Origin of the sequence: Methylocapsa aurea, assembly GCF_000746085.1 — a bacterium.
In the GTDB taxonomy this organism is placed as follows: domain Bacteria; phylum Pseudomonadota; class Alphaproteobacteria; order Rhizobiales; family Beijerinckiaceae; genus Methylocapsa; species Methylocapsa aurea.
In genome coordinates this window covers 210,657-234,539 of the sequence record NZ_KN050805.1, presented here as the reverse complement: position 1 = coordinate 234,539, position 23,883 = coordinate 210,657, and the positions used below count along the sequence as shown (strand labels likewise).

Here is a 23,883-nt window from a genome sequence, read left to right as displayed (position 1 = left end):
GGGCTTGATAATCGAGGGGGAAAGGGCTAATTGTTTGGGTGTCAAAAGCCGCCAGCCAATGACATTTTTGAGGGTCGCTTCCGCATCGCGCGGTTGCGGCCCTCGCCGTATCTGGGGCCTGCATCGATCACGCCACCACATCGTGTTCCGCGATCGATGGCGCGGCAGCCGACTTTGTTGGGCGTTGAGAAGTCGACGTTTGCGCTGGGCCGATCTTAGAGAGCGCCCAGGTGTCCAGTGCTTCGCGCGTGTAGAGGACGATACGTCCTGCCCGATGGAATTCGGGAGAGTCGCCCGTTACCGCACCCTTGGCGAGCGTACGGGCGGCGCCAAATCCGTAAGTCTTGTTGAGATACTCAGCCGCGGCATCGCGGCGAAGAAATTGTGTGGTGAGTTGCATTGCTGTTTCCTTCGAAACACCCGGAGATTTTCCGGGAACGCAATGCAGCTACTCCCATATTTGTCGCGACAATAAGGGAATTATCCCGTCGAATTTTTCGCCGATAACTCCCTAACAGTATTCTTTTTTGCCTTCCGCCGCCCGCGGACATCGGCCAGCGCATCGGTCAGCGGCCCGTTACCACAAAACTCACGAGCATCTGGAGGCAGGGCATCTTGTAAGCGTGAAAAGAATTGGACAAATGGGGATGGCCAGTTCTTTGACGTCTCAGCCTTTTTTGCAGTTGTCACAGACAAACGGCGTTGTTCAGCCCAGTCCATCAAGTCCAAGACCAGTTTCCGCCACGCGTCATGTACCTGAATGCCGGGAGTCGGGTCTTGCATCACATCTTGCTTTGCCAGCTTCGCGGCAACCATAATGGATGCAGCGAGAGTGCTCGCATCATCAGCACCTAGTGAAGTTTCCTCACCCGAAAAGCAGTGCGGGAGACCGACGCGCAACCGAACCTCGAGGTGCTCCAGAGCGATTGAGCCTACCTCTGACGAGCCGCCTTTGTAATCGTGCGCAAGCACTTCATATAGCCTGCCCGCTGCCTTACAGATCAACTCAAGGCGATCAACCACCTTATTCACGGAATGAACGTGCGATTCAAATGGCGCGTCCCTCAAATAGCGAACAACCATGTCGGTTATGCGCCGCTCGTCCTCGTCGCTTAAGTCACAAAAAGTTCCTCCTATCTGCCTCCACTCATCCCGCGTAGGAGCGAAGGTCGGAGCAGATCCAGAATAGCTGGCGCTGGGCAGCGTCCGTAGCCTTGGTTTTCTGGTCATCGCGTGTCCTCGCGAATGTCCTATGAACGCGGGGAAACGAGTGGACTACCTCGCTTGTCGGCTGGCCGGCCTATCCCCGCGCATCTGGAATTTAGCTTGCTGGCTTTGTCCTGTGTAGCGGCACAACCGAGCCACCCTTTTTGCCGTCCATCGCGGCGGAAATCGTCGCGCCAATGGTGTTGGCCGCGCGGCGGAGAGGGTCGGCGTCAAGGTGTGCGTAGCGATGCGTCGTCGCGGCCTGAGAGTGACCAAGCAGCTTTCCGATGACAGGCAAACCCATGGACGCGCCGGCGCCGATGCTGGCGAAGGAATGACGCAGATCGTGGAGGCGGACGCCATCGAGCCCCGCGGCCTTGCCGACCGCGCCCCAGGGCTTTTTCAGATCGGCGCGCGGCGCGCCATCCTTGGCCCCGGCGATGATGTACGGGTTGCCTTCGATGCGCGGGAGCTCCGAGAGGATCAAAAGAGCCGCCGCCGAGAGATAGACCGGCTTCTTGCCCGTCTTGCTGTCCGGCAGGAAAATCACCCCGCGCTCGATGTCGACGTGCCGCCACTGGGCGTCGAGGATTTCACGGAGGCGAGCGCCGGTCAGGATCAGGAGGCGGATCGCCGCGACTGCGAACGGGTCCAGCTTCACCCGGCGCTTATCGGCTTTCGGCGCGTGTTTCGCCTTGGGCTTCGTCTCGTCCACGTCATAGGCCAAGCCGAGTGTTTCGCCTTCCGCAAGCGCCGAACCGAGCCGCGCGAGTTCATCGCTGGTCAGATAGCGCTCGCGGCCTTGCTCGGGATAGCGTTCGATTCCGATACAGGGATTCGAACCCGCTCCCACTTCCTCACGCCGCGCCGCCCATCCCCAAATGCTCGAAACCACGGCAAGCGCCCGGTTCGCGGCCGATGGCGTCGCTCTCATCCCGTTGTGAAGAGCAGCCATCTGCGTGCGGCGCACCTCGACGATTCTGCGCGATTTGATTGCCGGATAGACATGCTTTTCGAGAATCTCGCGATAACTCGCTTCGGTCCGGCCTTTGCGCTTGGCCGCGACGTGCAGGCGCATGAAGTCTTCAGCTACCTCGCCGAAGGTGCGGACGGCGTGCGCCTAGCGGCGGGCTTCAATGGGATCCGCGCCGGTCTCGACCACGCCAAGCAGCTTCTTCGCCTCAGACCGCGCCTCGTCCGGCGTCAACCGGCCATGCTCGCCAAGGGTCGAGCGCCGCGATCGTCCGGCCTGCCGATATTGTGCGACGTAGACCTTCTTGCCGGAGGGGAAGGCCGTTACGCCAAACCCCGACAGCGCGTCATCCCAAAGGAACTCGCGATCCTTGCCGGTAGGACAAATGAGAGCGTCGACCGAGCGTTTGCTGATCCGTCCCTTTGGCATGGCCCGACCCTCTGACTTTCTGCCGTGGTAAGCGTCCGGTAAGCACGGTAAGCGCCTGGTAAGCAGAAACAGGATAATGCCAGAATGGACGGGAAAACAAGGGGAATGATAACAGCCTTATAATAAACGGCTTTTTTGATTGTGGAAAAAGCAGGAAATCACCGGAAAAGCGAGGCCGTCAAATTCGTAATGAGGGGGTCTGGGGTTCGAATCCCTCTTGCGGCACCAGTCACCAATAACCCGGCTGTCGTCTTGGGACCGTCTTTGGTTGCCGCCTTTTGGCCGGTAAGCGCTTAATAAGCAAAAATTGGAAATCCCGAAAAACATCGGCCGCAAATGCCGAGAGGCAAATGCGAACTTTGCGGCCGCATTTTCTGATTGTCCCTTGTCCTTTGAAGCCGGATGGAGCGTAGCCAAGTTGCTCGTCGGACTCGTAACCTAAAGGTTGCAGGTTCAAACCATCTTCCCGCAATCATCTCAAATTGCGAGTCCCAACCCTCGTAGCCGGGGCGGGCCTTTGAGCGAAACTGCAAGGATTCCAAACAAGTTTGCCTCGAACATCGACCGGCGACTCGCGGCTGTCTGGCGTCAGAAGGGTCTCCTTTACCAAAAATCGGAAGAACGCGCCAATTTTGAACTGCTTGGCGCCGTTTGCATATCTCATTGTTGAGAATGCCGTTGACCTTAATTGACTCGCATCAAACCAATCGAACAACGATAGCGCATGATTGCGCCGTCATGCGATGCGAGGGAGGCGGCCATGCGGCTCAGTTCAAGCGCATTCTCCGATGGCGGGCCGATCCCGCGCCGCTTCACCTGCGACGGAGAGGATCTGTCCCCGCCGCTCTCTTGGAGCGACCCGCCAACCGGAACCCGCAGTTTCGCGCTTCTTTGCGATGATCCAGATGCGCCGGGAGGCACGTTCCATCATTGGGCCGTCTACGACATCGCCGTCGATCGAACGGAACTCGCGCAAGGGTCCGACCGTCACGCCGACGCGCAGGGATTTAAGCGGGCAGCCAATGACTTCAACCGGTTAGGTTATGGCGGCCCGTGTCCGCCCCAGCGCCATGGACCTCACCGCTATCAATTTTGCCTGCTCGCTCTTTCGGTTGATCACCTGCCGCTGCGCAAAGGATCCTCCTGCCGAGAAGTCGAGCGCGAGGCGCGCAAACATGCTCTCGCCGAGGCCGGCCTTGTTGGGACTTACGAGAGATGAGCATCCCTTGATGCTTGTCACGCGAGCTTCGCCTCGAGGTAGCTGACCGCCCCATCCAGAGTCATGAGCTTCGGATAATCGATCTCCGGAATGTTGATCCCAAGGCGGTGATGGATAGCGGTGACAAAATTGAGGAAATCCATTGAGTCGATGTCGAGGGCCTCGCGCAGGTCGGCGGATGGATCGACCGAACTCATATCGATTTCGGGCGCGATATTGCCGAGTTCCTCTCGCAGCACCGCTCTTATGTCGACATCGCTCATAATTTTTCCGGCTCCCGCAGCAGCTTGCCAATTTCTGCCAGGAACAGGGCCCCGGCATGGCCATCATTGGCCCTGTGATCGCCCGAAAGCGTGAGGGTGACGATAGAGCGCGGCGCGATGGCGCCATCCACGATCCAGGGACGCGCCACGATCTTCCCAACTCCGACGAGAGCCACCTGGGGCGGATAAATGATTCCGTAGAGCGCCTCGACGCCCCGTTCGCCGAGACTTGAGATGGTGATCGTCGAATCGGCTATCTCAGAACTCCGGATGCGGCCGCTGCGCATGCGTTGGATCAGATCGCGCATGCGCCCCATGAGTTCGTCGCATGAGATTCGGTCCGCGTCGCGGATCGCTGGCGCGGCCAAGCCGCCGCCGCGAATGGCGATCGCCACCCCGACATGAACGCCGCGAGCCAGCTCGAATTTCCCCTCGCGGTAGAACCCATTGAAGGTTGGAAAGCGATGTGCTGCCAAAGCGACGGCCTTTACCGCGAGGGCGCCCATCAGCAGTCTTTTGTCAGGCGGCCGCGTTGCATTCGTCTGTGCAAGCCACGCCTCGCATGGGGTCACGTCAACCTGATGCTCAAGGTAGTAATGTGGGATTTCACGTTTCGATCGCGTCATGGCGGCGGCGATCGCGGCGCGCATCGCTTCCAGATCGAGGCCAGGCTCGGCCCTCTTTTTTTCCAACAGCGGCGCGACGGCGCGGCTGCCCTCGACATCTTGCGCGATAATCGCGCCTAGCGGACCGCTGCCGGTGATCGTTGCGAGGTCAAGCTTCTGCGTCTGAGCGAGCCGCCGCGCCGCGGGCGAGGCCCGGATGCGGCCAACGGAGGGCGGCATCGGCCCCGCCGATATCGAAGGCAAGGCCAGGCGCGGCGCGGCAGGCGCGACGGCGGGAGGAGGGGCTAGGCTGGCCGCGAGCGCTTCCTTTGCAGGCGCTACGTCTAGCCCGGCCATCGCGTCCGGCGCGTCCCGAATCTTTGCAAGCGGCGTCCCGACGGGGACTTTGGCGCCAACGTCGACCAAAATTTGCTCGATCTCGCCGGTCTCGAAAATTTCGACCTCGATCGCGCCCTTCTGGGTCTCCACGATGGCGACGACATCCCCGCGTTTGACGCGATCGCCCGGCTTGACCATCCATTCGACAAGCGTTCCGGCCTCCATATCGGCGCCAAGCGAGGGCATGCGAAATTCAGTCACGGCGTCACCCGCCGCGCCCGAGCGCGGATTTTGCCGCGGCGACGATTTTCGACGCCTGCGGAATTGCAGCTTGCTCGAGGTGGCGCGGATAGGGGATCGGCGTCTCTTCGCTGCAGACGCGGCCGGGCGGCGCATCGAGCTCCCAGAACGCCTGCTCGACGATGCGCGCATAAATTTCCGCCGAAATGCCGCCGCTGCGCCAGCCTTCATCGATAATGACGGCGCGCCTTGTCTTGCTTACCGAAGCGATGATCGTCGCATCATCGAGCGGCCGCAAACTGCGCAGATCGATGACCTCCGCCTCGATATTTTCCGCGGCCAACAGACTTGCGGCTTCAAGCGTCTTCCACAGCGAGCCGCCATAAGTGATGAGCGAGACGTCCCGCCCGGCGTGGCGGACCGCGGCTTTGGCGATCTCGACCGGTCCGGCATCGGCTGCGAGTTTTCCCATCATGTTGTAGAGCACGATATTTTCGAAGATCAGCACCGGGTCCGGATCTTGAAGCGCCGTCCACAACATGCCGCGCGCGTCTTCGAGCGTCGCCGGGGCGAGCACCTTGATGCCGGGAATATGGGCGTACCATCCTTCGAGACTATGCGAATGCTGCGCGGCGAGCTGACGGCCCGCGCCGGTCGCCATCCTGATCACCAGCGGCACGCCGAATTGATTGCCCGACATGTGACGAAGCGTGGCGGCGCTGTTGAGAATCTGATCGAGCGCGAGCAAGCTGAAATTCACCGTCATCAATTCGACGATCGGTCGCATGCCGGCGATGGCGGCGCCGACGCCGGCGCCCGTAAACCCCGATTCCGCCAGCGGCGCATCCCGGATCCGCTCCGGTCCAAACTCCGCCTGAAGCCCCTTGCTGACCGCGTAGCAGCCTCCATAGCGGCCAACATCCTCGCCCATGAGAAAGACGCGCTCATCGCGGATCATGGCGTCGCGGATCGCCGCGCGCACCGCTTCGCGATAGCTGAGTTCGACAGGTTCGGATCGGTCCGCGATTTGCTGCATGAGGCCAGTCGTCAGCCGGTCAGGCTGTCCCTTCCGCATAGGTGAAACGCGCGAGAGTCTCGACCGGCTCCCATGTTCCCGCCTCGGCGAATGCGACGGCATCGGCGATTTCAGCGGCGACCTCGGCCTCGATGCGCGCTATGTCTTCCGGGTGGATCATGTGATTGGCCTCGAGCCATCCACGAAATCGCAGGATTGGCCCCTTTTTCCTCCAGGCCTCGACCTCGGCCTTGTCGCGGTAGAGCTGCGCGTCGAACATTGAATGGGCGCGGAACCGATAGGTGCGGCATTCGAGAAAATAGGGCTTTCCGGTTTGCCGCACCGCCTGGATCGCGCGCCGCGCGGCCGCCTCGACGGCGATCACATCCATGCCGTCGACCGCTTCAGATGCGATCCGATAGCTCGCCGCCTTGAGGTGGATGTCGGTCTCCGACTCGGAGAGCGCCAGCGCCGTTCCCATCGCGTAGAGATTGTTCTCGCACACGAACAGCACCGGCAGAGTCCAGAGCGCCGCGAGATTGAGGCTTTCGTGAAATTCGCCCTCCGCGACGGCCCCATCGCCGAAGAAGCAGGCGGTTACGTTATTCTCCTTGCGCATGTGATCGGCGAGCGCGAGGCCCACCGCCATCGGCAACCCGCCCCCGACAATGGCGTTGCCGCCATAGAAATTGGTCGCCCGGTCGAAAAGGTGCATCGAGCCGCCGCGCCCGCCGCTGCAGCCCTCTTGCTTGCCATACATCTCGGCGAGCGCGGCTTTCATCGGCACGCCGCGCATCAGCGCATGACCATGTTCGCGATAGGTCGAGACGATCCGATCGCGGCTTTCGAGCAGGGGAATGACGCCGGCGGCAACCGCTTCCTCGCCGTCGTAGAGATGCAGAAAACCTCTGATTTTCTCCTGCGTGTAGAGTTCGGCGCAGGCGTCTTCGAACCGGCGGATGCGGATCATCTGCTTGAGGAGATCCAATTCATGCGCCCGCGACAGGCGAGGCTTATCGACAGCGGCGCTCATTGCTCCTCGCTTTCCAGCGTCGAGAGATCGCCTTCCGGCAGCCCCAACTCACGCGCTTTCAAGAGCCTGCGCATGATCTTGCCGCTGCGCGTCTTCGGCAGGTTCTTGCGGAAGGCGATGTCCTTTGGCGCGATCGCCGGACCAAGCCGCTTGCGCGCGTGGCCGAGCAACTCCTTGCGCAGCGCCTCGGTCGGTTCAGCCCCTTCCTTCAAGGCGACAAAGGCTTTCACGACCTCCCCCGCGATCGCGTCGGGAATTCCGATCACGCCGGCCTCGGCGACCGCCGCGTGCTCCATGAGGGCGCTTTCCACCTCGAAGGGGCCGATGAGATGGCCGGCGCTCTTGATGACGTCGTCGGCGCGGCCAACGAACCAATAATAGCCGTCGGCGTCGCGCATCGCGAGGTCGCCGGTCAGATACCAGCCGCCGGCGAAACATTTGCGGTAGCGCTCCTCCTCGTTCAGATAGGCGCGCATCATCGAGGGCCAGCCGGGACGCAGGGCAAGCTCCCCCATGGCCATCGGCTTGCCGACCTCCCGGATTTTCCCATCTCGGCTCCGCTCGACGATCGAAGCGGTCACGCCGGGCAAGGGGCGCCCCATCGAGCCCGGCTTGACGTCCATGGATCGGTAATTGGCGATCATGATGCCGCCGGTCTCGGTCTGCCACCAATTGTCATGGAAGGGCTTCCCGAACGCCTCGACGCCCCAAATGACAGCCTCCGGATTGAGCGGCTCGCCGACGCTGGCCATGAAACGCAAGTTCGACAAATCGAACTGCTTTGCCAGCCCGGCGCCGGCCTTCATCAGCATGCGGATCGCGGTTGGGGCCGTGTACCAGACGTTGACCTTCTGCGCCTCCAGAATTCGATACCAGCGCTCCGCGTCGAACTCCGCCTGGTCGACGATCAGCGTCGCGCCATTGGTGAGCGGCGAGATAATGCCGTAGGAGGCGCCCGTGACCCAGCCGGGATCGGCCGTGCACCAGAAAATGTCGCCTGGATGGAGATCGAGCGCGAGCTTGCCCGTCACGTGATGGGCGACGACCGATTGATGCACATGCACGGCGCCTTTCGGCCGTCCCGTCGTTCCGCTGGTGAAGTGCAAGAGCGCCATGTCCTCGGGCACTGTCCATACGGTTTCGAACGAATCCTGTTCCATGGCCATGGCGGCGGTGAGATTGGTCGCGCCAACGGGCGGATCATCCGAGCAATCGGTCAAAAAAACATGCTCGAGGCTGCTCAATTCGTGGCGAATGGGCTCGATCTTGCGGCGGTAGAATGTTTCGGAGGTAATCAAAGCCTTGGCGGCTCCAATTGTCATCCGCGCCTTGATCGGCTCCGGTCCGAAGGCCGAGAACAGCGGCGAGAACACGCTCCCATTCTTGAGCGCGCCGAGCGCTGCCATGTAGAGCTCCGGCGTCCGGCCGAGCAGCGAGAACACCCGCTCGCCTTTCCCGACGCCGCGCCGCGCCAGGACATTGGCGAATCGATTGGCCGCGGCCTGAAGATCGGCGTAGGAGAAGTCATGGACGCGATCGTCGCGACCGATCCAGCGCAGCGCGAGTTTGTCGCCGCGTCCAGCCAATACATGCCGGTCGAGAGCCTCATGGGCGATATTGAGGCCGCCTTTCGGCAGGCCATCGAGTTGCGCCTGTTCCCGCGCCCACGAGAAGGCGGCGATAGAGGCTTCGTAATCCTGGATGTTGGCTCCGGCGACGTCCTGTTGATGTTTTCGGATGACCTCCCATTGCATTGGCGCGCCCCAGGCCGGAGTTTGTTCTGCTTTCGGGAATGGATGCGAGTCATTGCTCAGGAAGGAGCGTCGATCAGCATCAACCTCGCCAACGGCCGTCGATTGAACGGCGCCTCGGCGCGCCGTTCCAGCGCGCGCGAGCCATTTTTTTCAGGCGTGATGGGCCGAGACGGCCTTCGTCACTTCCGCCGCGATCTTCGGCGAGGCCGCATGGGAAACATCGCCGAGGCTGATCATCCCGACCATGCGCTTGTTGGCGTCGATCACCGGCAGCCTTCTCACCTGCTTGCTTTCCATGATCCGAGCCGCCTCGTCCACGTCTTCGTTATCTTTGCAGTAGATCACCCCGGCGGTCATTACGTCCCTGGCCGTAAGCTTGGAGAGATCCTTGCCATTGGCGACGCCTCGGACCGTGATGTCGCGGTCGGTGACCATGCCGATGAGGCGGTCGTTTTCGCCGATCGGAATCGCGCCGATGTCAAATTGCTGCATTTTTTTCGCAAGCGCCGTGACTATCGTATCTGGCGAAACCCATTCGACGCCCTTGTGCATGATTTTCTTGATTTTCATGGCAGACCTCTTTCATTCTGGTCGTCGCCGCGCCGAGAGGACGGCATTATCGCGCCTCCGGTCCCGCTTGCGCCGCGGAACTTGCGAAAAATGCATCATCGCCGTTTCAATGGTCGCGGTCTTTGATCCGCATCAATCATCACGTCAGAAATTAGCCGCGTCAGGCCAGGACAGGCTCAGCCTCCCATCGGGCTTCAGCGCGACGCGCACATTGAACCGCCGGCTTTCACGGTCGAGCATTCGCCCCATCCAGCCAATGTCGGCGCTGGAGGCGCGGACGAGTTGAAAGCGCCGGATCTGAAGCGGCGCAAGTTCGAGATCGGCAAGGTCTCCGCTCAGGGAATCGAAGCCGGCGAAATACATCAGGGCGAGATCGCCGCGAAAGTCCTCATAGCCGCTGATGCCTTCGTAATCGTTCAGGAAGTCGCCGCATCCATAAAGGATGAGCCGGTTCTTGTAGATCTCGATGGCCTTCGCATGATGCGAGGAATGGCCGTGGACGATCGAAACCTTGGCCTGATCGACGAGGCCATGCGCGAAGCTTCGTTGCTCTTCAGGAATCTCGTAACCCCAATTTGGTCCCCAATGGATCGACGCGATGATCACATCGCCGGGCTGTCGCACGCGCGCTGCTTGGTCGGCGATCCGCGCGATGCTTTCATCCGTGAAATCGCGCAGAAGATTTACCCCGGCCGCCGTTGGCGTCGCGGCCCAATTGGGCGGGACGCCGCTCGTCGGGGACGCGAAGGAAAAGACGATCACGCGTCCTTTACCTTCGATTTCCAGCGCCGCCGGCCGCTCCGCTTGGGTTTGGTCGCGCCCAGCTCCAGCAGTTTCGATCCCCAAGCGTTCGAGCGTGGCCAAGGTGTCGAGCAATCCGGCCCGCCCCCAGTCGAGGACATGGTTGTTGCCGAGAACGCAGCAATCGATAGCGGCGGCGGTTAGGCATGCGGCGTTCTCAGGGCTCATTCGATAGTTGATCCCTTTGGGGATGTAGTCGTCGCTGCGCGTAATGCTGGTTTCGAGATTGACGATGCGGGCGTCCGAAGGCGTCCGGTTCAACTCGTCCAACGCCGCGCCCCAGATATAGGCGGGCGGGGCGGGCGCCGGGATCGGTCCATTCGCCTGTTCGGCGAGGCGAACATAACCCTTGGCCGAGCGGACGTAATTCTCGTGCAGATGAGGGTCGCAGGGCTGCGGCAAGATCTGGTCGACGCCGCGCCCCGTCATCACGTCGCCGCAAAGAAAGACGCGGATGATGCGCGGCGCATTGAGTTTGGACAGGGCGGAGGCGTTCATGCCCTTCGCCTCTTTCTTGGGCTTCAGCTCGGCCAGAGGCCATGCAATTCCTTTGGCGTGGCGGCTTTTGCATTCTCGATTTCGGCCGGAGGCAAACGCGCCGTAAGAAGCGCCAAGACCGCTTGGGCGACCTGCTCAGCGTCGACGCCAGGTTCGCGATGCACGCCGTCATGGATGCGCGCCAGGAACGCGCCGCGGCTTTTGGCTGGCGGATGTCCGGCCCCGCGCCAGCCCTCATAGTAGAGGCCGCGCAGCAATGGCGGGAAACAGGCTCCTATATAGATGGCCTCATCGCGCGGCAGCCAATCGCGCAGCGCATGCAGCGCGGCGATCAAGGCCAAATAGACCTTGTCGCGATCCTGCCAGCCGAGCCGCAGCGTAAGATCGTCGATCCAATCCGTGGCCGCGCGCACGGCGCCATCGAGTTCTCGTAGGGATCTCTTCGTCAAGTCAGGCCTCACTTTCAGGCGCTGCGCGGGCTCGAATGCCGCGGATGATGGCCCCAATCGTCGTCCATGGCTGGGAAAACGCCTTGCGGCAGATCAATCCAATGGGCAACGAAGGCGGCCATCTTGTTCCAGGGCAATTTTTCTCGGCGCCTTGATTCGAATCAATGCTCGGTCGCCTGAAAAGCTTAGCGTTTTCGCGTGGAGCCAAATCCCGATAAGCCAAGTTCTGATAGCGGCGCTGGCGAAAGCGATCTCGTCGCGATTGTCCAGGCGCTGGCGCGCGAACTGCACCCGCAGCGGGCAAAGTTCATCGATGTCGTCCCGTCCTGCAGGCTCGAACAGGATCTCGGCATTGATAGTCTGAGCCGAACGGAATTGATTTTAAGGATTGAGCGGGCCTTCCGGGTGCGGTTGCCGATTCGCGTCGTGGGGGAGGCCGAAACCGTCGCCGATCTCCTGCAAGCGCTGCAGCGGGCTCGCCCGCATCAAGGCCTTGAGCGCGCTCAAACGCCCGCGGCGGCGCCCCTGCCGATTGTGCCGGCCGCCGCCGATGCGCGGACATTGATCGAGGTCCTCGATTGGCACGTGGCGCGCCATCCAGATCGCCTTCATTTGACCGTGCTCCAGGACGAGGCCACGGTGCTCGATGCGATAAGCTACCGCGAGCTTGCGCTAAAGGCGGGCCGTGTCGCGGCCGGCCTTATCGCGCGCGACGTCATGGCTGGCGATCGGGTCGCCTTGATGCTGCCGACCGGCATTGAATTTTTCACCGCCTTTTTCGGCATTCTCTACGCTGGCGCCATACCAGTGCCGATCTACCCGCCCATGCGCTTGTCGCAGCTCGAGGATCATTTACGGCGCCAAGCCAAAATCCTGCGCAATGCGGGGGCTCGCATCCTCGTCACTGTTTCCGAAGGGCTCGGCCTCGCGGCATTGCTCCGGGCGCAGGTCGAGACCCTCGACGCGGTCGAAAGCGTCGCCGGGCTCATCCACGGAGCCGCGGGCGCGCCGCCGCCGCCGGTCGCGGACGAGCGGTCAACCGCCCTGATCCAGTATACATCGGGAAGCACCGGCGATCCGAAAGGCGTCGTGCTAAGCCACGCCAATCTGCTCGCCAACATTCGGGCGATGGGCCAAGCCATGGAGGCGAGCTCCGCCGACGTCGTGGTCAGCTGGCTTCCCCTCTATCACGACATGGGGCTGATTGGCATGTGGCTGGGAGGCCTCCATTTCGCGGCGCCGATTTATGTGATGTCGCCATTGAGTTTTCTCGTGCGCCCGGAAAGCTGGCTATGGGCGATCCATCGCTTTCGCGCCACCGTTTCGGCCGCGCCAAATTTCGGATTCGAGCTGTGCCTTGGCAAGATAAACGACTCCGACCTTCAAGGGCTCGACCTCAGCTCGTTGCGGATGGTGGCCAATGGCGCCGAACCGGTCAGCGTCCACACGCTGCGTCGATTCCTCGAAAGGTTCGGGCCCCATGGATTCCGACCCGGGGCGATGGCGCCGGTCTATGGCCTCGCCGAGAATGCCGTGGGGCTGGCCTTCCCTCCCCCCGGCCGTCCTCCCATTATCGATCGCGTGGACAGGGAGGCGCTCAGCGCGCGCGGACTCGCTGAACCAGCAAGGCCAGACGACCCAAACCCGATCGAGATCGTGGCCTGCGGTCAGCCATTGCCCGGCCATGAACTTCGGATCGTCGACGAAGCCAGTCGCGAAGTCGGAGAGCGGCGTGAGGGTCGCCTCGAATTCCGCGGTCCGTCGGCGACCTCCGGCTATTTTTGCAACGAGACGAAGACGCGCGAGCTGTTTAGCGACGGCTGGCTCGACAGCGGCGACCGGGCCTACATCGCCGGCGGCGACGTCTACGTCACCGGCCGCATCAAGGACATCATTATCCGGGCCGGACGCCACATCTATCCGCAGGAGATCGAGGAGGCCGTTGCCGAAATCCCCGGCATCCGAAAGGGCGGCGTCGTGGCCTTTGGCGTCGCCGATCCCGCCTCCGGCACGGAGCGCGTGGTCGTGCTGGCCGAGACTCGCGAGACCGACGCGCGCGCGCGCCGAGTTGCTGAGCCAAGCTTATGACGTCGCCGGCGGCATCGCCGGCGCGCCGCCCGATGAGATCGTGCTGGCATTGCCGCGAACGGCGCCCAAGACATCGAGCGGCAAGATTCGACGAAGCGCGGCGAAGGCGCTCTATGAGGCTCAAAAGCTCGGCGCGCCGGAGCGGCCTTTATGGCGGCAAGTCCTGCGGTTGTGGCTTGCAGGAGCGGGTCGGCGGATCCAGCATCTGATCCGATTATTGGCCGATATCCTCTATGCCGGATGGTGGTGGACCGTCGTGGCGTTCGGCTCCGTGCTCAGCTGGCTGGCCGTCATGAGTTTGCCGCGCCTGCGCTGGCGCTGGGCGGCGGCAAGAGGGATCGCCCGCACCGCTTTCCTCGCCTTCGGGGGGCGACTCACTGTCGCCGGCCTCGATCGCATCCCAACCGGCGGCGCCATGCTTATATTCAATCATTCGAGCTATGCCGATGTGCTCGTCCTTGCCGCGATCTTGCCGGGCGAGCCTGCTTTTGTCGCCAAGAGAGAGCTGGCTTCGCAGACCTTCGCCGGTCCGTTCCTGCGCCGGCTTGGCGCCCTGTTCGTCGAGCGTTTCGACGTGGCGAGCAGCGTCGCGGACATTGAAGCCATCGCCGGGATCGCGCGGCAAGGTCGAAACCTGGTATTTTTCCCCGAAGGCACCTTCACCCGCAGAGCGGGCCTTTCCGGCTTCTATCTCGGAGCCTTCAAGGTGGCCGCCGAAGCGAAGCTGTCGATTTCGCCCGGCATTCTTCGCGGGACGCGCTCGATGTTGCGCGCCGACCAATGGTTTCCAAGGTGGACGCCAATCAGCATCTACATTGGCGAAGCCATCAGCCCGCGCGGGACGGATTTCGCCTCAGTTCTGTGGCTGCGCGATGCCGTGCGGGACGTCGTGCTGGCGCATTGCGGCGAACCTGACCTCGGCACCTTGACGAAGCCCGCGCCGCCGCAAGCCGCAGCCTGATCGCACGGCTTATGAAGCGATCTGCGGCACGAGCCAATAAGTTCCTTGTTCGCTTTTGTGGGGGCGCACGACAAATACCGAACAATTGGCGTGCCGAACGATCTTTTGGGCGTTCGAACCGAGAAGATAGGTGCTCATGGTTGGACTATGAGATCCAACGACAATCAGGTCGGCCCCCCAAGCCTTCGCCTCATCAAGAACCTCGTCGTACACAGACCCAGTCCGGACGACATGCGAGAATCTCCCAGTTGGAATATTGGCCTTTTTGGCGAGATCCTGAAGCTGCGAACCGATGGCGTTTTCTCGTTCGACGCCGATGCGCGGCGGCAAAAATTCTTGAAAGCTGTAGGGGATTTCGGGGACAACGTGAATCAATCTGACGAAGCCATTGGCCAATGCCGCGAGCTCCGCCGCGAAAAAAACGCCAGGCTCCGCAAAGGCGATGTCATCGATGTCGATGGGAATGAGAATTTTCTTGAACATGCGCATCTCCTTAGAGCTGCTTTCCGATCGAATGGAGTCATTCGATCGATCAGAGATCGCTCCAGCGTTAAAGAGTCTAAGCATATTCTCGTCGAACAGATCGAACCAATCTATTCGGAATATGCTTTAGAGCGCTTCCCGATCATATAAATTCATCTGATCGAACAGGAATCGCTCAGATTCAATCCGATTTGCCTGACCAATTTACGACGACGATTGACGAAATAGAAGCTTGTATCGTTTGTAAGCCCGTCCGCAATGCTTATGACGCGGCCTGTCGAAAGCGGACGAATCGCATGGGGGCGTTCGGGGCGAGCTTTCGACTGATAGAAAAGATCGGCGCAAGAACGTCGAGCAGGAGGATGAAATGGTTGTTGATGCTCCATATGTCGTCTGGTTCGAGGAGCTTACCCGACGTGATGTTCCGCGTGTTGGCGGCAAGAACGCATCGCTGGGCGAAATGGTCGGCAATCTTGCTGCAAAAGGCGTCAAGGTGCCCGGCGGTTTCGCGACGACGGCCGAAGCCTACTGGCGCTTCGTCGAGAGCAATGGGTTGAGGCCGACCGTCGCCTCGACGCTCGCCGATCTCGAGGCCGGGCGCATCGCGCTCGCCGAGGCTGGCCAAACGATCCGCAGCGCAATTCTGCACGGTGATTGGCCTCAGGAAATCGCCGCGGCGGTCATCGGCGCCTACCGCGAGCTCTGCCGGCGCATAGGCAAGCCTGAAGCCGATGTCGCCGTCCGCTCGAGCGCGACGGCCGAAGACCTCCCCGATGCGAGCTTCGCCGGGCAACAGGAGACCTATCTCAACATTCGGGGAGAACGCGCTCTGCTTGACGCCTGCCGACGCTGTTACGCTTCGCTCTTCACGGACCGGGCGATCAGCTATCGGCAAGCCAAAGGGTTCGACCATATGAAGGTCGCGCTCGCGGTCGGCGTCCAGGCCATGGTGCGCTCCGATCTTGGCGGCGCCGGCGTCATGTTCTCGATCGACACTGAAACCGGCTTCGACAAGGTGGCGCTGATCAACGCGGCCTGGGGGCTTGGCGAAAACGTCGTTCAAGGTGCCGTCGACCCGGATGAATACCAGGTCTTCAAGCCATTCCTCTCTGACCCTTCGCTGTCGCCGATCATCGAAAAGAAACGCGGCGGCAAGGCGCTCAAGATGATCTACGCCAATGATGACGGCCATCCGACCAAAAACGTTCCAACCTCCAAGGCTGAACGCGCCGCATTCGTCCTGAACGATCAGGATATCCTGACCCTGTCGCGTTGGGCATGCATCATCGAGAACCACTATGGCCAGACGATGGACATGGAATGGGCCAAGGACGGGGAGACCGGCGAGCTTTTTATCGTCCAGGCGCGCCCAGAGACCGTGCAGTCGCGACGCGAGGCCACCGCTCTGAAGACCTATCGGATTAAGGCCAAAGGCCGAAAGATCGCCTCGGGACTCGCCATCGGCGAAGCTGTGGCGGTTGGAAAGGTTTGCGTGATCGAAAGCGCCCGGGACATCTCTCGTTTCATAGACGGCGCCATATTGGTTACCGAGACGACGGACCCGGATTGGGTGCCGATCATGAAGCGCGCCGCAGCCATTATAACAGACCACGGCGGGCGCACGTCGCACGCGGCCATCGTCAGTCGTGAGCTCGGCCTCCCGGCGATCGTCGGCGCCAGCGACGCGACCCACATCCTGCACGATGAACAGCTGATCACAGTCTCCTGCGCGGAGGGCGACCAGGGTTTCGTCTATGAAGGCGCCGCCGATTTTGAGACCGAAGACCTCGATCTGACCGCCATTCCGGCGACGCGCACCAAGGTCATGCTCAACCTCGCCGATCCCGCGGCGGCGTTTCGCTGGTGGCGCATGCCGGCGGATGGGGTTGGGCTGGCGCGCATGGAGTTCGTCGTCAACAACCACATCAAGATCCACCCGATGGCGCTCGTCCGCTATGACTCGTTGAAGGATGAAGGGGCCAAGCGAGCCATCGGCCAAATGACGATCGGATACGACGACAAGACCGAATATTTCGTGGACCGGCTCGCCCATGCGCTTGGCCGCATCGCCGCGGCGCGCCATCCCGATCCGGTGATCGTGCGCATGAGCGACTTCAAGACCAATGAATACGCCAATCTGATCGGCGGCGCCGAGTTCGAACCAAAGGAGGAGAACCCGATGATCGGTTTTCGCGGCGCCTCCCGCTATTATTCGCCGCGTTACCGCGAGGGGTTCGCTCTCGAATGCCGCGCCATCCGCCGCCTGCGCATGGAGATGGGTTTCAAGAACGTGATCGTCATGATCCCCTTCTGCCGTTCGACCAAGGAGGCCGACCGAGTACTCGAAGTCATGGCGGCCAGCGGCCTAAAACGTGGCGTGGAGAGTCTTCAAGTCTACGTCATGTGTGAGATCCCCTCGAACGTGATCCTGGCCAAAGCCTTTGCGGAGCGCTTCGACGGTTTCTCGATCGGCAGCAATGATCTGACGCAACTCACCCTCGGCGTCGACCGCGATTCTGCGGAGCTGTCGGAGCTCTTCGATGAGCGGGACGAGGCGGTGAAATGGATGATCGAGAACGTCATCAAGGAAGCGCACAAAGCCGGAGCAAAGGTAGGGCTGTGCGGGCAAGCGCCCAGCGACCATCCCGAGTTCGCCGAGTTCCTTGTCGCGTGTGGAATCGATTCGCTATCGGTCAGTCCCGACAGTTTTATCGCGGTGAAGCGCCATGTGGCCGCCGCGGAGGAGCGGGCGAGAAACATCGGCAATGCGGCGCCGACCTGATCTGCGGCTCTGATCGAGCGGACGTCCCGCCGACAATATTGATGCGCCAACGCCGCGTAGAGCGTTGGCTTTCGGCAGCTATAGCCCTTGCGGGCCGATCAACAATTGCCTCTATATGCCAATATAGGGCGCTATTTTCGGCGGATTTTCACATCGAGGTCCGGCACGATTCCCATTAGCAGGCGTAAATCGAGCAGCGCGCCGCTGAGCGTGTCGAGCACATGCGCGTCGTCGGCGACGCCATGGAACTCCACCAGCAGGACGCCATCGACAGTCGTCACCTTGCTCAGTTTTCCGCTGCCTTCCAAAACGCGCTTTCTAATCGCATCGGCAAGAGCGCGTTCTATCTCATTTGATTCCGCCACAAGCGCCTCCTCATGCGCGACCCGATCGAATGGAGATCGATGAGGGACAAGCTCATGATCAGGGACGAAGCATGTCCTGATCGTTAAAGGCCGGCAAGCCTTTTGAAACCTTCTCCCAAGCACAGCCTCAACGGTACATGATACGCGGCAGTTCTGATAGGGGCGCCGTCGGCGAAAAATTGGCGGCGCGCCGTCTTGGCCGCCGCTTGAGTCGGCGGCCTCTCTTTATCGCGCCATGCCCCGCCCGCTATTCGGCGGCGTGGGGGAGTTTTTGGTCGTCGGGGTTGACCGGGTCAGGCGGCAGGCCGCCTTCGGGCTGCGGATTGGCGACATATTCAAACTGACCCTCATTCCAAGGTCCGCGATCTCGCCGAAGAAGGCGCGGCCTCGGCGGTGTGGGACGCGAGGCGATGATGCGCCGCGTCTGGCCCCAAACAAAGAAGAGCCGCGAGAGTTCGAGCGCTGCCGGAATCAAACTTCACAGCGCGGCAAATGCGGCGGATAAGAGCTTCGCCTCAAGCAGCAAACAATTGGACCCCGCCATGCGCTTTCGATTGAACCCGCCGAGCTTTGTCGTATTCCTTTTCTCCCTCATTCTCGCGATCGTCGCGATCGCAACCCTCTATGCCCGAGTCCCGCTGGTCGGCCATTATGTCAGTTCGCACCGTTTCTGGGTTCTGGCCGCCGCCTATGCGGCCTTGCTCGCTGGCGTGACTTTTGGGCTCTAAAGCATGATCAAAGTAGGCGAGGCGCCTTGAATCAGGCCGCTGAGGTTTCGAAAAAAAACCTCAGCATTTCACCGGAAGCGTCGGGTCCATGCTGGTCCGTGTAGGAGCCTTCGGGGCGCCCTCCCGACCAGGCATGTCCCAACCCTTCGATCGTCCAATATTCAACATGCGGGACGCCGTTGGCGTCGGCGATCAGCATGCGCGTATAGGCGCGGCCTCCGGCGGAACGGCCATGTTGGGTCTTTTGCGCCGCGTTCTTGAGACCGGAGCGCGCGGCCGAGACGATGATCTCGGCGTTCGCGGGATGCACCGTCTTGTCGGAGGCGCCATGAAAGATGATGGTGCGAACCTGGCCATTTTCGCCATTGCGATGGTTGGGCCCTGGCGCGGCCGCGGCTGGGCCGCTGCGCATGGCGGTGAGCGCGGAAAGCAGGTCGGTCGCGGACCCATGCGCCAATCCCGAGTGAATGCCGCTCGCGCTGAAAAGGTCTGGATAGGTGGCGCCCATGGTCGCGGCCATGGCGCCGCCCGCCGAGAGGCCGGCGACGTAGACCCGCTCCGGGTCGATGTCAAACTCCGCGATGATGCGTCGAGTCATTCCGGCGATGATGCTCGGCTCCCCCGCGTCGCGCCTCTGATCGCCTGGGTTGAACCAGTTCCAGCAGCCGGATTGATTGGCGCCGGCGGATTGCCTTGGATAGGCGGCGATGAAGCCGTGCTCTTCGGCGAGTTGGTTCATCCCCGTTCCCGCCGCGAAGTCGTCGGGGTTCTGCGTGCAGCCGTGAAGCATCACGATCAAGGGACTTTTCGAAGAGCCCGCCTTGGCCGTCCATCCGCTCGGGATATAGAGCTTATAGTCCCTCGATCCCGCCTCGCAGGCAAAGCTACGCGTGAGAAAAGCCGCTCCGTCCGGCGCGGGCGGCGTTCGGCGCGCTGGCGCGAAAGGTCTTGAGCCGGGACCGACGCCGGGAAGATCGGGCCGCCGCAGCAGTTCCAAAACGTCTCCAAGCGGACGCACCGGGCGTCCGGCGGCTCTCGGCCGCGGGAGGGCTTGGGGCGCCAGTTCATCGCTGACAAACTCAGATGGAGCAATCGTCTCGCCAACAAGCACATCGCCAACGCCGTCACGCGCGGCCTCGTCCCTGGGGGCGCCATTGAACCTTGCCAAAACCTCAAGCGTGGGCGGTTTCAGCGCGAACAGCAGAGCGTTTTCGGGCGATGGCGCAACGGGCGACTTCGCATCCCTTCGTCCCGATAAGACGCGTTGGATCACCTTTGTCGCGTCGATGACGTTTTGACGGCGCGTCAGTTGCGCCGCCTTACGCATGGCGGCGTCCAAGATGGTTTTCATGGAGCTATCCTTGTTGCGGCGGGTCGCCGGAGATCAGAGGATGCGGCCGCTGAGCGCCGCTTTGACCGCTTTGCTGGCCTGAAGCGCGCCAAGAACCGTGATCGATTCGATCGTCTCGAGCGCGAGTTCGGGCGTGACGTCGTCGGCGATCGTGGCGAGCCCGATGACGCGGATGCGCAGCCTATCGCCCGCAGCCCTCACCGCCTCCAGATGCTCGCGCCCATAGCGCCGCAGACCGAGTTCCAAAGTCTGCCGCACAATCGACTGTTTAACGGCGTCGGAATGGGAGGTGAGCTGGTTGCGAATCGCCGTTCGGATCAAGTCGGTGCGATTGGAGTAAAAACCTTCGCGCACGAGCAAATCGATATAGCCGAGATCGACGTAGCCGACATTGATGGTGATTTTCTCGCTGTCACCCGGTTTGTCTCGAAATTGATGTATCTCCGCGGCCACGCCATTCCTCCACCGTCCATCCGCATGGATGGTGTATGGATGGTTTTAGAACTGATTGCAAGGATGATCTGGACTCCGCAAGCGCGACTTTTCGTCGGAGCCCGCGGCCATGGCTTTGCATTGAGCCGGCAATTCTGAAGCGCCGTCTGTCTTCCACGGCAAAATACGGCGTCTTCACTCCAATGAATGGGATGCTGGCCATCACATGTAAGAATACAGTAACGTAAGCCTGATTCTTACAATTTATCATATTATAGTTACACAATAGTGACGGTGTATTCGCAACTAATCAGAATAATGACTATGAATATGGCTGGCGTTGATGGTTTATTCAGATCTTAGAAGCTATAAGCGAAACATCAACAGAGACAAGTGGATAGTCTATTATTCAGTGTTGGTCGCTGTTCAATTAAGAAAGCGCTAAGCCGATACGTAAACTGGCGCGCTTCGGATTCGAACCGATCTTCTGAATAATCGTCGCCGCCTCGTCCGGCCATATCAACAATGTTTTTTCGCGAGGCGCCATGTCGCTTTCAAATCTCGCCATCGTTCGCAAGCTTGGCGTCGGCTTCGCTTGCGTTCTCGTCGCGGTCGCCCTCATGAGCGGCACGCTTTTCCTCATTTTGAAGTCGCTCGATGCGGCTGCCGTGGTCAATAAAAAGTCCTATGCAGTCGTCGAGGATCTCGAACGCGCGCTCAACGCGGTATCCGATCAGTCGCGAACGTCGCGCGGCTATATCATCAGCCGCGAGGAGCGCCTTCCGGCCGCTTATGACGAGGCGGTCAGACTCTTCGCAGCGACGATGGCCTCCGCCCGCGCCGCCGCCGCCAGCCGCCCGGAAATTCTTGCGCTGCTCGACAAAGTCGAGCTGACGGGAACGACTTGGCGCAACGAGGTCGGCGATCCAATCATCCGCCTGACGCGCGATATGCCCACCTCCGAGCGAGCGGCGGATCTCTCCAAGACAGCCCATAGCACCGAACTCTTCGGGGCGTTCAAGAGCGCGGCGGCGGCGGCGCGCGATCGGGTCGGCGCCTGGTCGGCGGATGCGCAAATGACCCAAGACAGGCTCATGAACTGGGCCCATCTGGCGCTGATCGGCGGCGGCCTGACTTCGGCGCTTGTGGCATTTTTCATCGCCTGGTGGCTGGCGCGCGCGATCGCCCGTCCGGTGACCGGGATGACCGAGGCCATGAATAAATTGGCTGGCGGCGACATTGCCATCGCCATCCCCTCGCTGGGTGAAAAAAATGAACTCGGCCTTATGGCGGGCGCCGTTCAAACCTTCAAGAACGCGGCGATCGCCAAGATCGCCAAGGACGCCAAGGACGCCGAGGATGTGAAGGCATGGACGAAGATGGACGCGGAGCGCGCCGCGCGCGAGGCGCAGGAGGCGCGTCAGGACCAAATCGCGATCGACAACATAGCCGCTGGGCTTCAGCGCTTAGCTGATGGCGATCTCGTCTATCGGATCGAGACGGAGTTCGCGCCGAAGACCGCAAAGCTGCGAAGCGACTTCAACAGCGCGGTGGAGAAGCTTCAACAGGCGATGCTGAGCATCCGCTCCAACACCGACGGCATTCGTTCGGGCAGCGGCGAAATTTCCTCGGCGGCGGACGATCTCTCGCGGCGCACCGAACAGCAGGCGGCGAGCCTCGAGGAGACCGCGGCGACGCTCGATGAGATCACCGCGACGGTCAAGAACACCGCGCAAGGCGCCACGCACGCTCATGACATCGTCTCGAACACGAAGACCGACGCCGATCACAGCGGCGATGTGGTGCGCAAGGCGATCGCGGCGATGGGCGGGATCGAGAAATCCTCGCAGCAGATCGGCCGTTTTTTTCTTCTTGCCTTGAACGCCGGAGTCGAGGCGGCGCGGGCCGGCGACGCGGGGCGCGGCTTCGCGGTTGTGGCCTCCGAGGTGCGGGCGCTGGCGCAGCGTTCGGCCGAGGCGGCGAAGGAAATCAAGAGCCTGATTTCGGCCTCGACGGCGCAGGTCGGGCAGGGGGTCGATCTTGTCGGCGAAACCGGCAAGGCGCTGGGCCGGATCGTCGTCCAGGTGGCTGAGATCGATACGGTCGTCGCGGCGATCGCGGCGAGCGCCCAGGAGCAGGCGAGCGCGCTGCATCAGGTGAACACGGCGGTGAACCAGATGGATCAGGTGACGCAGCAGAATGCGGCGATGGTGGAGGAAACCACGGCGGCGGCACATTCGCTGAGCCAGGAGAGCGAGGAGCTGGCGCGCCAGCTTGGCCGCTTCCAGCTTGGGCAGGAGGCGAATGTCGAGCCGATGCGGGCCAAGGCGGCAAGGAGCGTGTCAAGGCCCGCATCGAGACCCGCTCGCCCGGCGCTGAAGACGCTTGCGGGGCCAAGCGGGGGCGGCGCCCTGCGCAAGCCGGACGCCGCCGCTGACGAAAGCTGGGAGGAGTTTTGATGTGCTCCGCTGATAAAATATCCGCCTCGATAGAGGCTCATGTTAACGCATATATCCGAATATATCTAAGTATCTAAATATCAATAAGAACAGATATTTCATTTATATAGACAAGAGTGCGCATAAAGGTCCGCGACTCCAGGCGCAAGATTAGCAACAGGGCAGGTCAATGCTGAGATTATACAGAGAAGCCTTTCCGATTAAGAGAAAGCTGACTGTCGCCTTCGGGTTTCAGTTCGCCTTTATGGCTGCGAACTCCGGCCTTATCTATCTTGTTATGGCGCATCACATCGAGCCGTCGACGGCTCTGGCGGCCAGCTTGGGCGCAATTTTAGCGTCGACCGCGGCCGCGATCCTCATGCGCCATGCGATCGCCTTTCCCTATGTCTCGACCGTCGTGCGTATGGAGGGATTGGCGGCCGGCGATCTTACGTCGCCGATCGAATTCACGAACTATTCTGATTGCGTCGGACGCATGACCAAGGCGATGCATAGCTTCAAGGAGGCGGCGATCGCCAAGGAAGCCGCCGATGCCGAGGCCGTGAAAACACGGCGCCAAGCGGAAGAGGAGCGGGCCGCTCGGGAAACCGAGAAAGCCGAAGAAATCCGCCAGGATCAGGCCGCGATCAACGGCCTTGCTCAGGGGCTGGAGCGCCTTTCGAACGGCGATCTCGTCTATCGGATCGACGCTGCATTCTCCTCCAAGACCGAAAAGCTTCGCCTCGACTTCAACGGCGCCGTCGAAAAGCTTCAACAGGCGATGCTGAGCATCCGCTCCAACACCGACGGCATTCGTTCGGGCAGCGGCGAAATTTCCTCGGCGGCGGACGATCTCTCGCG

22 protein-coding genes and 1 pseudogene are annotated in these 23,883 nt (G+C 61.4%); 7 read left to right on the top strand and 16 right to left on the bottom strand.

The genetic code is table 11. From position 1 onward, the window contains the following. Window positions 1-127 precede the first annotated feature (127 nt). The 4 genes from DL86_RS18265 to DL86_RS20655 form a co-directional block, all read right to left on the bottom strand. Window positions 128-400 carry a hypothetical protein gene (locus tag DL86_RS18265; RefSeq protein ID WP_051953727.1) on the bottom strand — a complete coding sequence of 91 codons (273 nt, stop codon included), beginning with the start codon at window positions 398-400 and terminating at the stop codon, window positions 128-130. An 80-nt stretch (window positions 401-480) separates the two neighbouring features. Further along, entirely contained in the window at window positions 481-1,230 is a 750-nt protein-coding gene (locus tag DL86_RS18260) for a hypothetical protein (RefSeq protein WP_036264514.1), read from the bottom strand. 91 nt (window positions 1,231-1,321) lie between these two features. After that, entirely contained in the window at window positions 1,322-2,284 is a 963-nt protein-coding gene (locus DL86_RS18255) for a tyrosine-type recombinase/integrase (protein ID WP_245276431.1), read from the bottom strand. 42 nt (window positions 2,285-2,326) lie between these two features. Further along, window positions 2,327-2,608, bottom strand: a complete 282-nt coding sequence (locus DL86_RS20655; RefSeq protein ID WP_245276430.1) for an Arm DNA-binding domain-containing protein — start codon at window positions 2,606-2,608, stop codon at window positions 2,327-2,329. Between the two features lie 760 nt (window positions 2,609-3,368). On the opposite strand from DL86_RS20655, the gene DL86_RS18250 reads away from it, so the two are divergent. After that, window positions 3,369-3,827, top strand: a complete 459-nt coding sequence (locus tag DL86_RS18250) for a YbhB/YbcL family Raf kinase inhibitor-like protein (protein WP_036264644.1) — start codon at window positions 3,369-3,371, stop codon at window positions 3,825-3,827. Between the two features lie 17 nt (window positions 3,828-3,844). Here DL86_RS18250 and DL86_RS18245 read toward each other — a convergent pair whose 3' ends face one another. The 8 genes from DL86_RS18245 to DL86_RS18210 all read right to left on the bottom strand — a co-directional run bounded on the left by DL86_RS18245 (window position 3,845) and on the right by DL86_RS18210 (window position 11,394). Next, window positions 3,845-4,090, bottom strand: coding sequence for an acyl carrier protein (locus DL86_RS18245; RefSeq protein ID WP_036264511.1), 246 nt, complete (start codon window positions 4,088-4,090; stop codon window positions 3,845-3,847). After that, window positions 4,087-5,295, bottom strand: a complete 1,209-nt coding sequence (locus DL86_RS18240) for a dihydrolipoamide acetyltransferase family protein (RefSeq protein WP_036264510.1) — start codon at window positions 5,293-5,295, stop codon at window positions 4,087-4,089. The genes DL86_RS18245 and DL86_RS18240 overlap by 4 nt, the downstream gene beginning before the upstream one ends. Before the next feature lie 4 nt (window positions 5,296-5,299). Beyond that, the gene (locus DL86_RS18235) at window positions 5,300-6,310 is read right to left on the bottom strand and encodes an alpha-ketoacid dehydrogenase subunit beta (RefSeq protein ID WP_036264643.1); all 1,011 of its coding nucleotides are present in this window, start codon (window positions 6,308-6,310) and stop codon (window positions 5,300-5,302) included. 19 nt (window positions 6,311-6,329) lie between these two features. Continuing rightward, window positions 6,330-7,322 carry a pyruvate dehydrogenase (acetyl-transferring) E1 component subunit alpha gene (gene pdhA, locus DL86_RS18230; RefSeq protein ID WP_036264507.1) on the bottom strand — a complete coding sequence of 331 codons (993 nt, stop codon included), beginning with the start codon at window positions 7,320-7,322 and terminating at the stop codon, window positions 6,330-6,332. Continuing rightward, on the bottom strand, window positions 7,319-9,076 hold the full coding sequence (gene acsA, locus DL86_RS18225) for an acetate--CoA ligase (protein ID WP_036264504.1): 1,758 nt from the start codon (window positions 9,074-9,076) through the stop codon (window positions 7,319-7,321). The genes pdhA and acsA overlap by 4 nt, the downstream gene beginning before the upstream one ends. Window positions 9,077-9,226: 150 nt before the next feature. After that, window positions 9,227-9,646: a CBS domain-containing protein gene (locus tag DL86_RS18220; RefSeq protein ID WP_036264501.1), complete on the bottom strand. Its 420-nt coding sequence runs from the start codon at window positions 9,644-9,646 to the stop codon at window positions 9,227-9,229. 144 nt (window positions 9,647-9,790) lie between these two features. Then, window positions 9,791-10,945: a CapA family protein gene (locus DL86_RS18215; protein ID WP_036264499.1), complete on the bottom strand. Its 1,155-nt coding sequence runs from the start codon at window positions 10,943-10,945 to the stop codon at window positions 9,791-9,793. 23 nt (window positions 10,946-10,968) lie between these two features. Continuing rightward, on the bottom strand, window positions 10,969-11,394 hold the full coding sequence (locus DL86_RS18210; protein WP_036264496.1) for a DUF2267 domain-containing protein: 426 nt from the start codon (window positions 11,392-11,394) through the stop codon (window positions 10,969-10,971). 198 nt (window positions 11,395-11,592) lie between these two features. Between DL86_RS18210 and DL86_RS18205 the strand changes: the two genes are divergently transcribed. Both DL86_RS18205 and DL86_RS20770 read left to right on the top strand, forming a co-directional pair. Next, window positions 11,593-13,482, top strand: a complete 1,890-nt coding sequence (locus tag DL86_RS18205) for an AMP-binding protein (protein ID WP_342585883.1) — start codon at window positions 11,593-11,595, stop codon at window positions 13,480-13,482. Beyond that, window positions 13,463-14,443 carry a lysophospholipid acyltransferase family protein gene (locus DL86_RS20770; RefSeq protein WP_342585882.1) on the top strand — a complete coding sequence of 327 codons (981 nt, stop codon included), beginning with the start codon at window positions 13,463-13,465 and terminating at the stop codon, window positions 14,441-14,443. The genes DL86_RS18205 and DL86_RS20770 overlap by 20 nt, the downstream gene beginning before the upstream one ends. 9 nt (window positions 14,444-14,452) lie before the next feature. Here DL86_RS20770 and DL86_RS18200 read toward each other — a convergent pair whose 3' ends face one another. After that, window positions 14,453-14,926, bottom strand: coding sequence for a universal stress protein (locus DL86_RS18200; protein WP_036264641.1), 474 nt, complete (start codon window positions 14,924-14,926; stop codon window positions 14,453-14,455). Window positions 14,927-15,293: 367 nt separating this feature from the next. Between DL86_RS18200 and ppsA the strand changes: the two genes are divergently transcribed. Then, window positions 15,294-17,708: a phosphoenolpyruvate synthase gene (gene ppsA / locus DL86_RS18195; protein WP_036264495.1), complete on the top strand. Its 2,415-nt coding sequence runs from the start codon at window positions 15,294-15,296 to the stop codon at window positions 17,706-17,708. Between the two features lie 131 nt (window positions 17,709-17,839). Here ppsA and DL86_RS18190 read toward each other — a convergent pair whose 3' ends face one another. Further along, window positions 17,840-18,073, bottom strand: a complete 234-nt coding sequence (locus DL86_RS18190; RefSeq protein ID WP_036264494.1) for a hypothetical protein — start codon at window positions 18,071-18,073, stop codon at window positions 17,840-17,842. 542 nt (window positions 18,074-18,615) lie between these two features. Between DL86_RS18190 and DL86_RS18185 the strand changes: the two genes are divergently transcribed. Continuing rightward, window positions 18,616-18,801, top strand: coding sequence for a hypothetical protein (locus DL86_RS18185; protein ID WP_036264639.1), 186 nt, complete (start codon window positions 18,616-18,618; stop codon window positions 18,799-18,801). A 31-nt stretch (window positions 18,802-18,832) separates the two neighbouring features. On the opposite strand, the gene DL86_RS18180 is transcribed toward DL86_RS18185, so the two are convergent. Together DL86_RS18180 and DL86_RS18175 are read right to left on the bottom strand one after the other, a co-directional pair. Continuing rightward, window positions 18,833-20,152: an extracellular catalytic domain type 1 short-chain-length polyhydroxyalkanoate depolymerase gene (locus tag DL86_RS18180; protein ID WP_036264492.1), complete on the bottom strand. Its 1,320-nt coding sequence runs from the start codon at window positions 20,150-20,152 to the stop codon at window positions 18,833-18,835. A 33-nt stretch (window positions 20,153-20,185) separates the two neighbouring features. Then, on the bottom strand, window positions 20,186-20,605 hold the full coding sequence (locus DL86_RS18175; RefSeq protein ID WP_036264489.1) for a CopG family transcriptional regulator: 420 nt from the start codon (window positions 20,603-20,605) through the stop codon (window positions 20,186-20,188). A gap of 524 nt (window positions 20,606-21,129) precedes the next feature. On the opposite strand from DL86_RS18175, the gene DL86_RS18170 reads away from it, so the two are divergent. Both DL86_RS18170 and DL86_RS20650 read left to right on the top strand, forming a co-directional pair. Next, on the top strand, window positions 21,130-23,043 hold the full coding sequence (locus tag DL86_RS18170; protein WP_036264487.1) for a methyl-accepting chemotaxis protein: 1,914 nt from the start codon (window positions 21,130-21,132) through the stop codon (window positions 23,041-23,043). Window positions 23,044-23,212: 169 nt separating this feature from the next. Next, window positions 23,213-23,883 (top strand): annotated as a pseudogene (locus tag DL86_RS20650) (methyl-accepting chemotaxis protein); the annotation flags it as partial.

Coding starts and splice junctions, on each gene's coding strand:
- DL86_RS18265 (WP_051953727.1), bottom strand. CDS start 400: ATGCAACTCACCACACAATTTCTTCGCCGCGATGCCGCGGCTGAGTAT.
- DL86_RS18260 (WP_036264514.1), bottom strand. CDS start 1,230: ATGACCAGAAAACCAAGGCTACGGACGCTGCCCAGCGCCAGCTATTCT.
- DL86_RS18255 (WP_245276431.1), bottom strand. CDS start 2,284: ATGCGCCTGCACGTCGCGGCCAAGCGCAAAGGCCGGACCGAAGCGAGT.
- DL86_RS20655 (WP_245276430.1), bottom strand. CDS start 2,608: ATGCCAAAGGGACGGATCAGCAAACGCTCGGTCGACGCTCTCATTTGT.
- DL86_RS18250 (WP_036264644.1), top strand. CDS start 3,369: ATGCGGCTCAGTTCAAGCGCATTCTCCGATGGCGGGCCGATCCCGCGC.
- DL86_RS18245 (WP_036264511.1), bottom strand. CDS start 4,090: ATGAGCGATGTCGACATAAGAGCGGTGCTGCGAGAGGAACTCGGCAAT.
- DL86_RS18235 (WP_036264643.1), bottom strand. CDS start 6,310: ATGCAGCAAATCGCGGACCGATCCGAACCTGTCGAACTCAGCTATCGC.
- pdhA (WP_036264507.1), bottom strand. CDS start 7,322: ATGAGCGCCGCTGTCGATAAGCCTCGCCTGTCGCGGGCGCATGAATTG.
- acsA (WP_036264504.1), bottom strand. CDS start 9,076: ATGCAATGGGAGGTCATCCGAAAACATCAACAGGACGTCGCCGGAGCC.
- DL86_RS18220 (WP_036264501.1), bottom strand. CDS start 9,646: ATGAAAATCAAGAAAATCATGCACAAGGGCGTCGAATGGGTTTCGCCA.
- DL86_RS18215 (WP_036264499.1), bottom strand. CDS start 10,945: ATGAACGCCTCCGCCCTGTCCAAACTCAATGCGCCGCGCATCATCCGC.
- DL86_RS18200 (WP_036264641.1), bottom strand. CDS start 14,926: ATGTTCAAGAAAATTCTCATTCCCATCGACATCGATGACATCGCCTTT.
- ppsA (WP_036264495.1), top strand. CDS start 15,294: ATGGTTGTTGATGCTCCATATGTCGTCTGGTTCGAGGAGCTTACCCGA.
- DL86_RS18185 (WP_036264639.1), top strand. CDS start 18,616: ATGCGCTTTCGATTGAACCCGCCGAGCTTTGTCGTATTCCTTTTCTCC.
- DL86_RS18180 (WP_036264492.1), bottom strand. CDS start 20,152: ATGAAAACCATCTTGGACGCCGCCATGCGTAAGGCGGCGCAACTGACG.
- DL86_RS18170 (WP_036264487.1), top strand. CDS start 21,130: ATGTCGCTTTCAAATCTCGCCATCGTTCGCAAGCTTGGCGTCGGCTTC.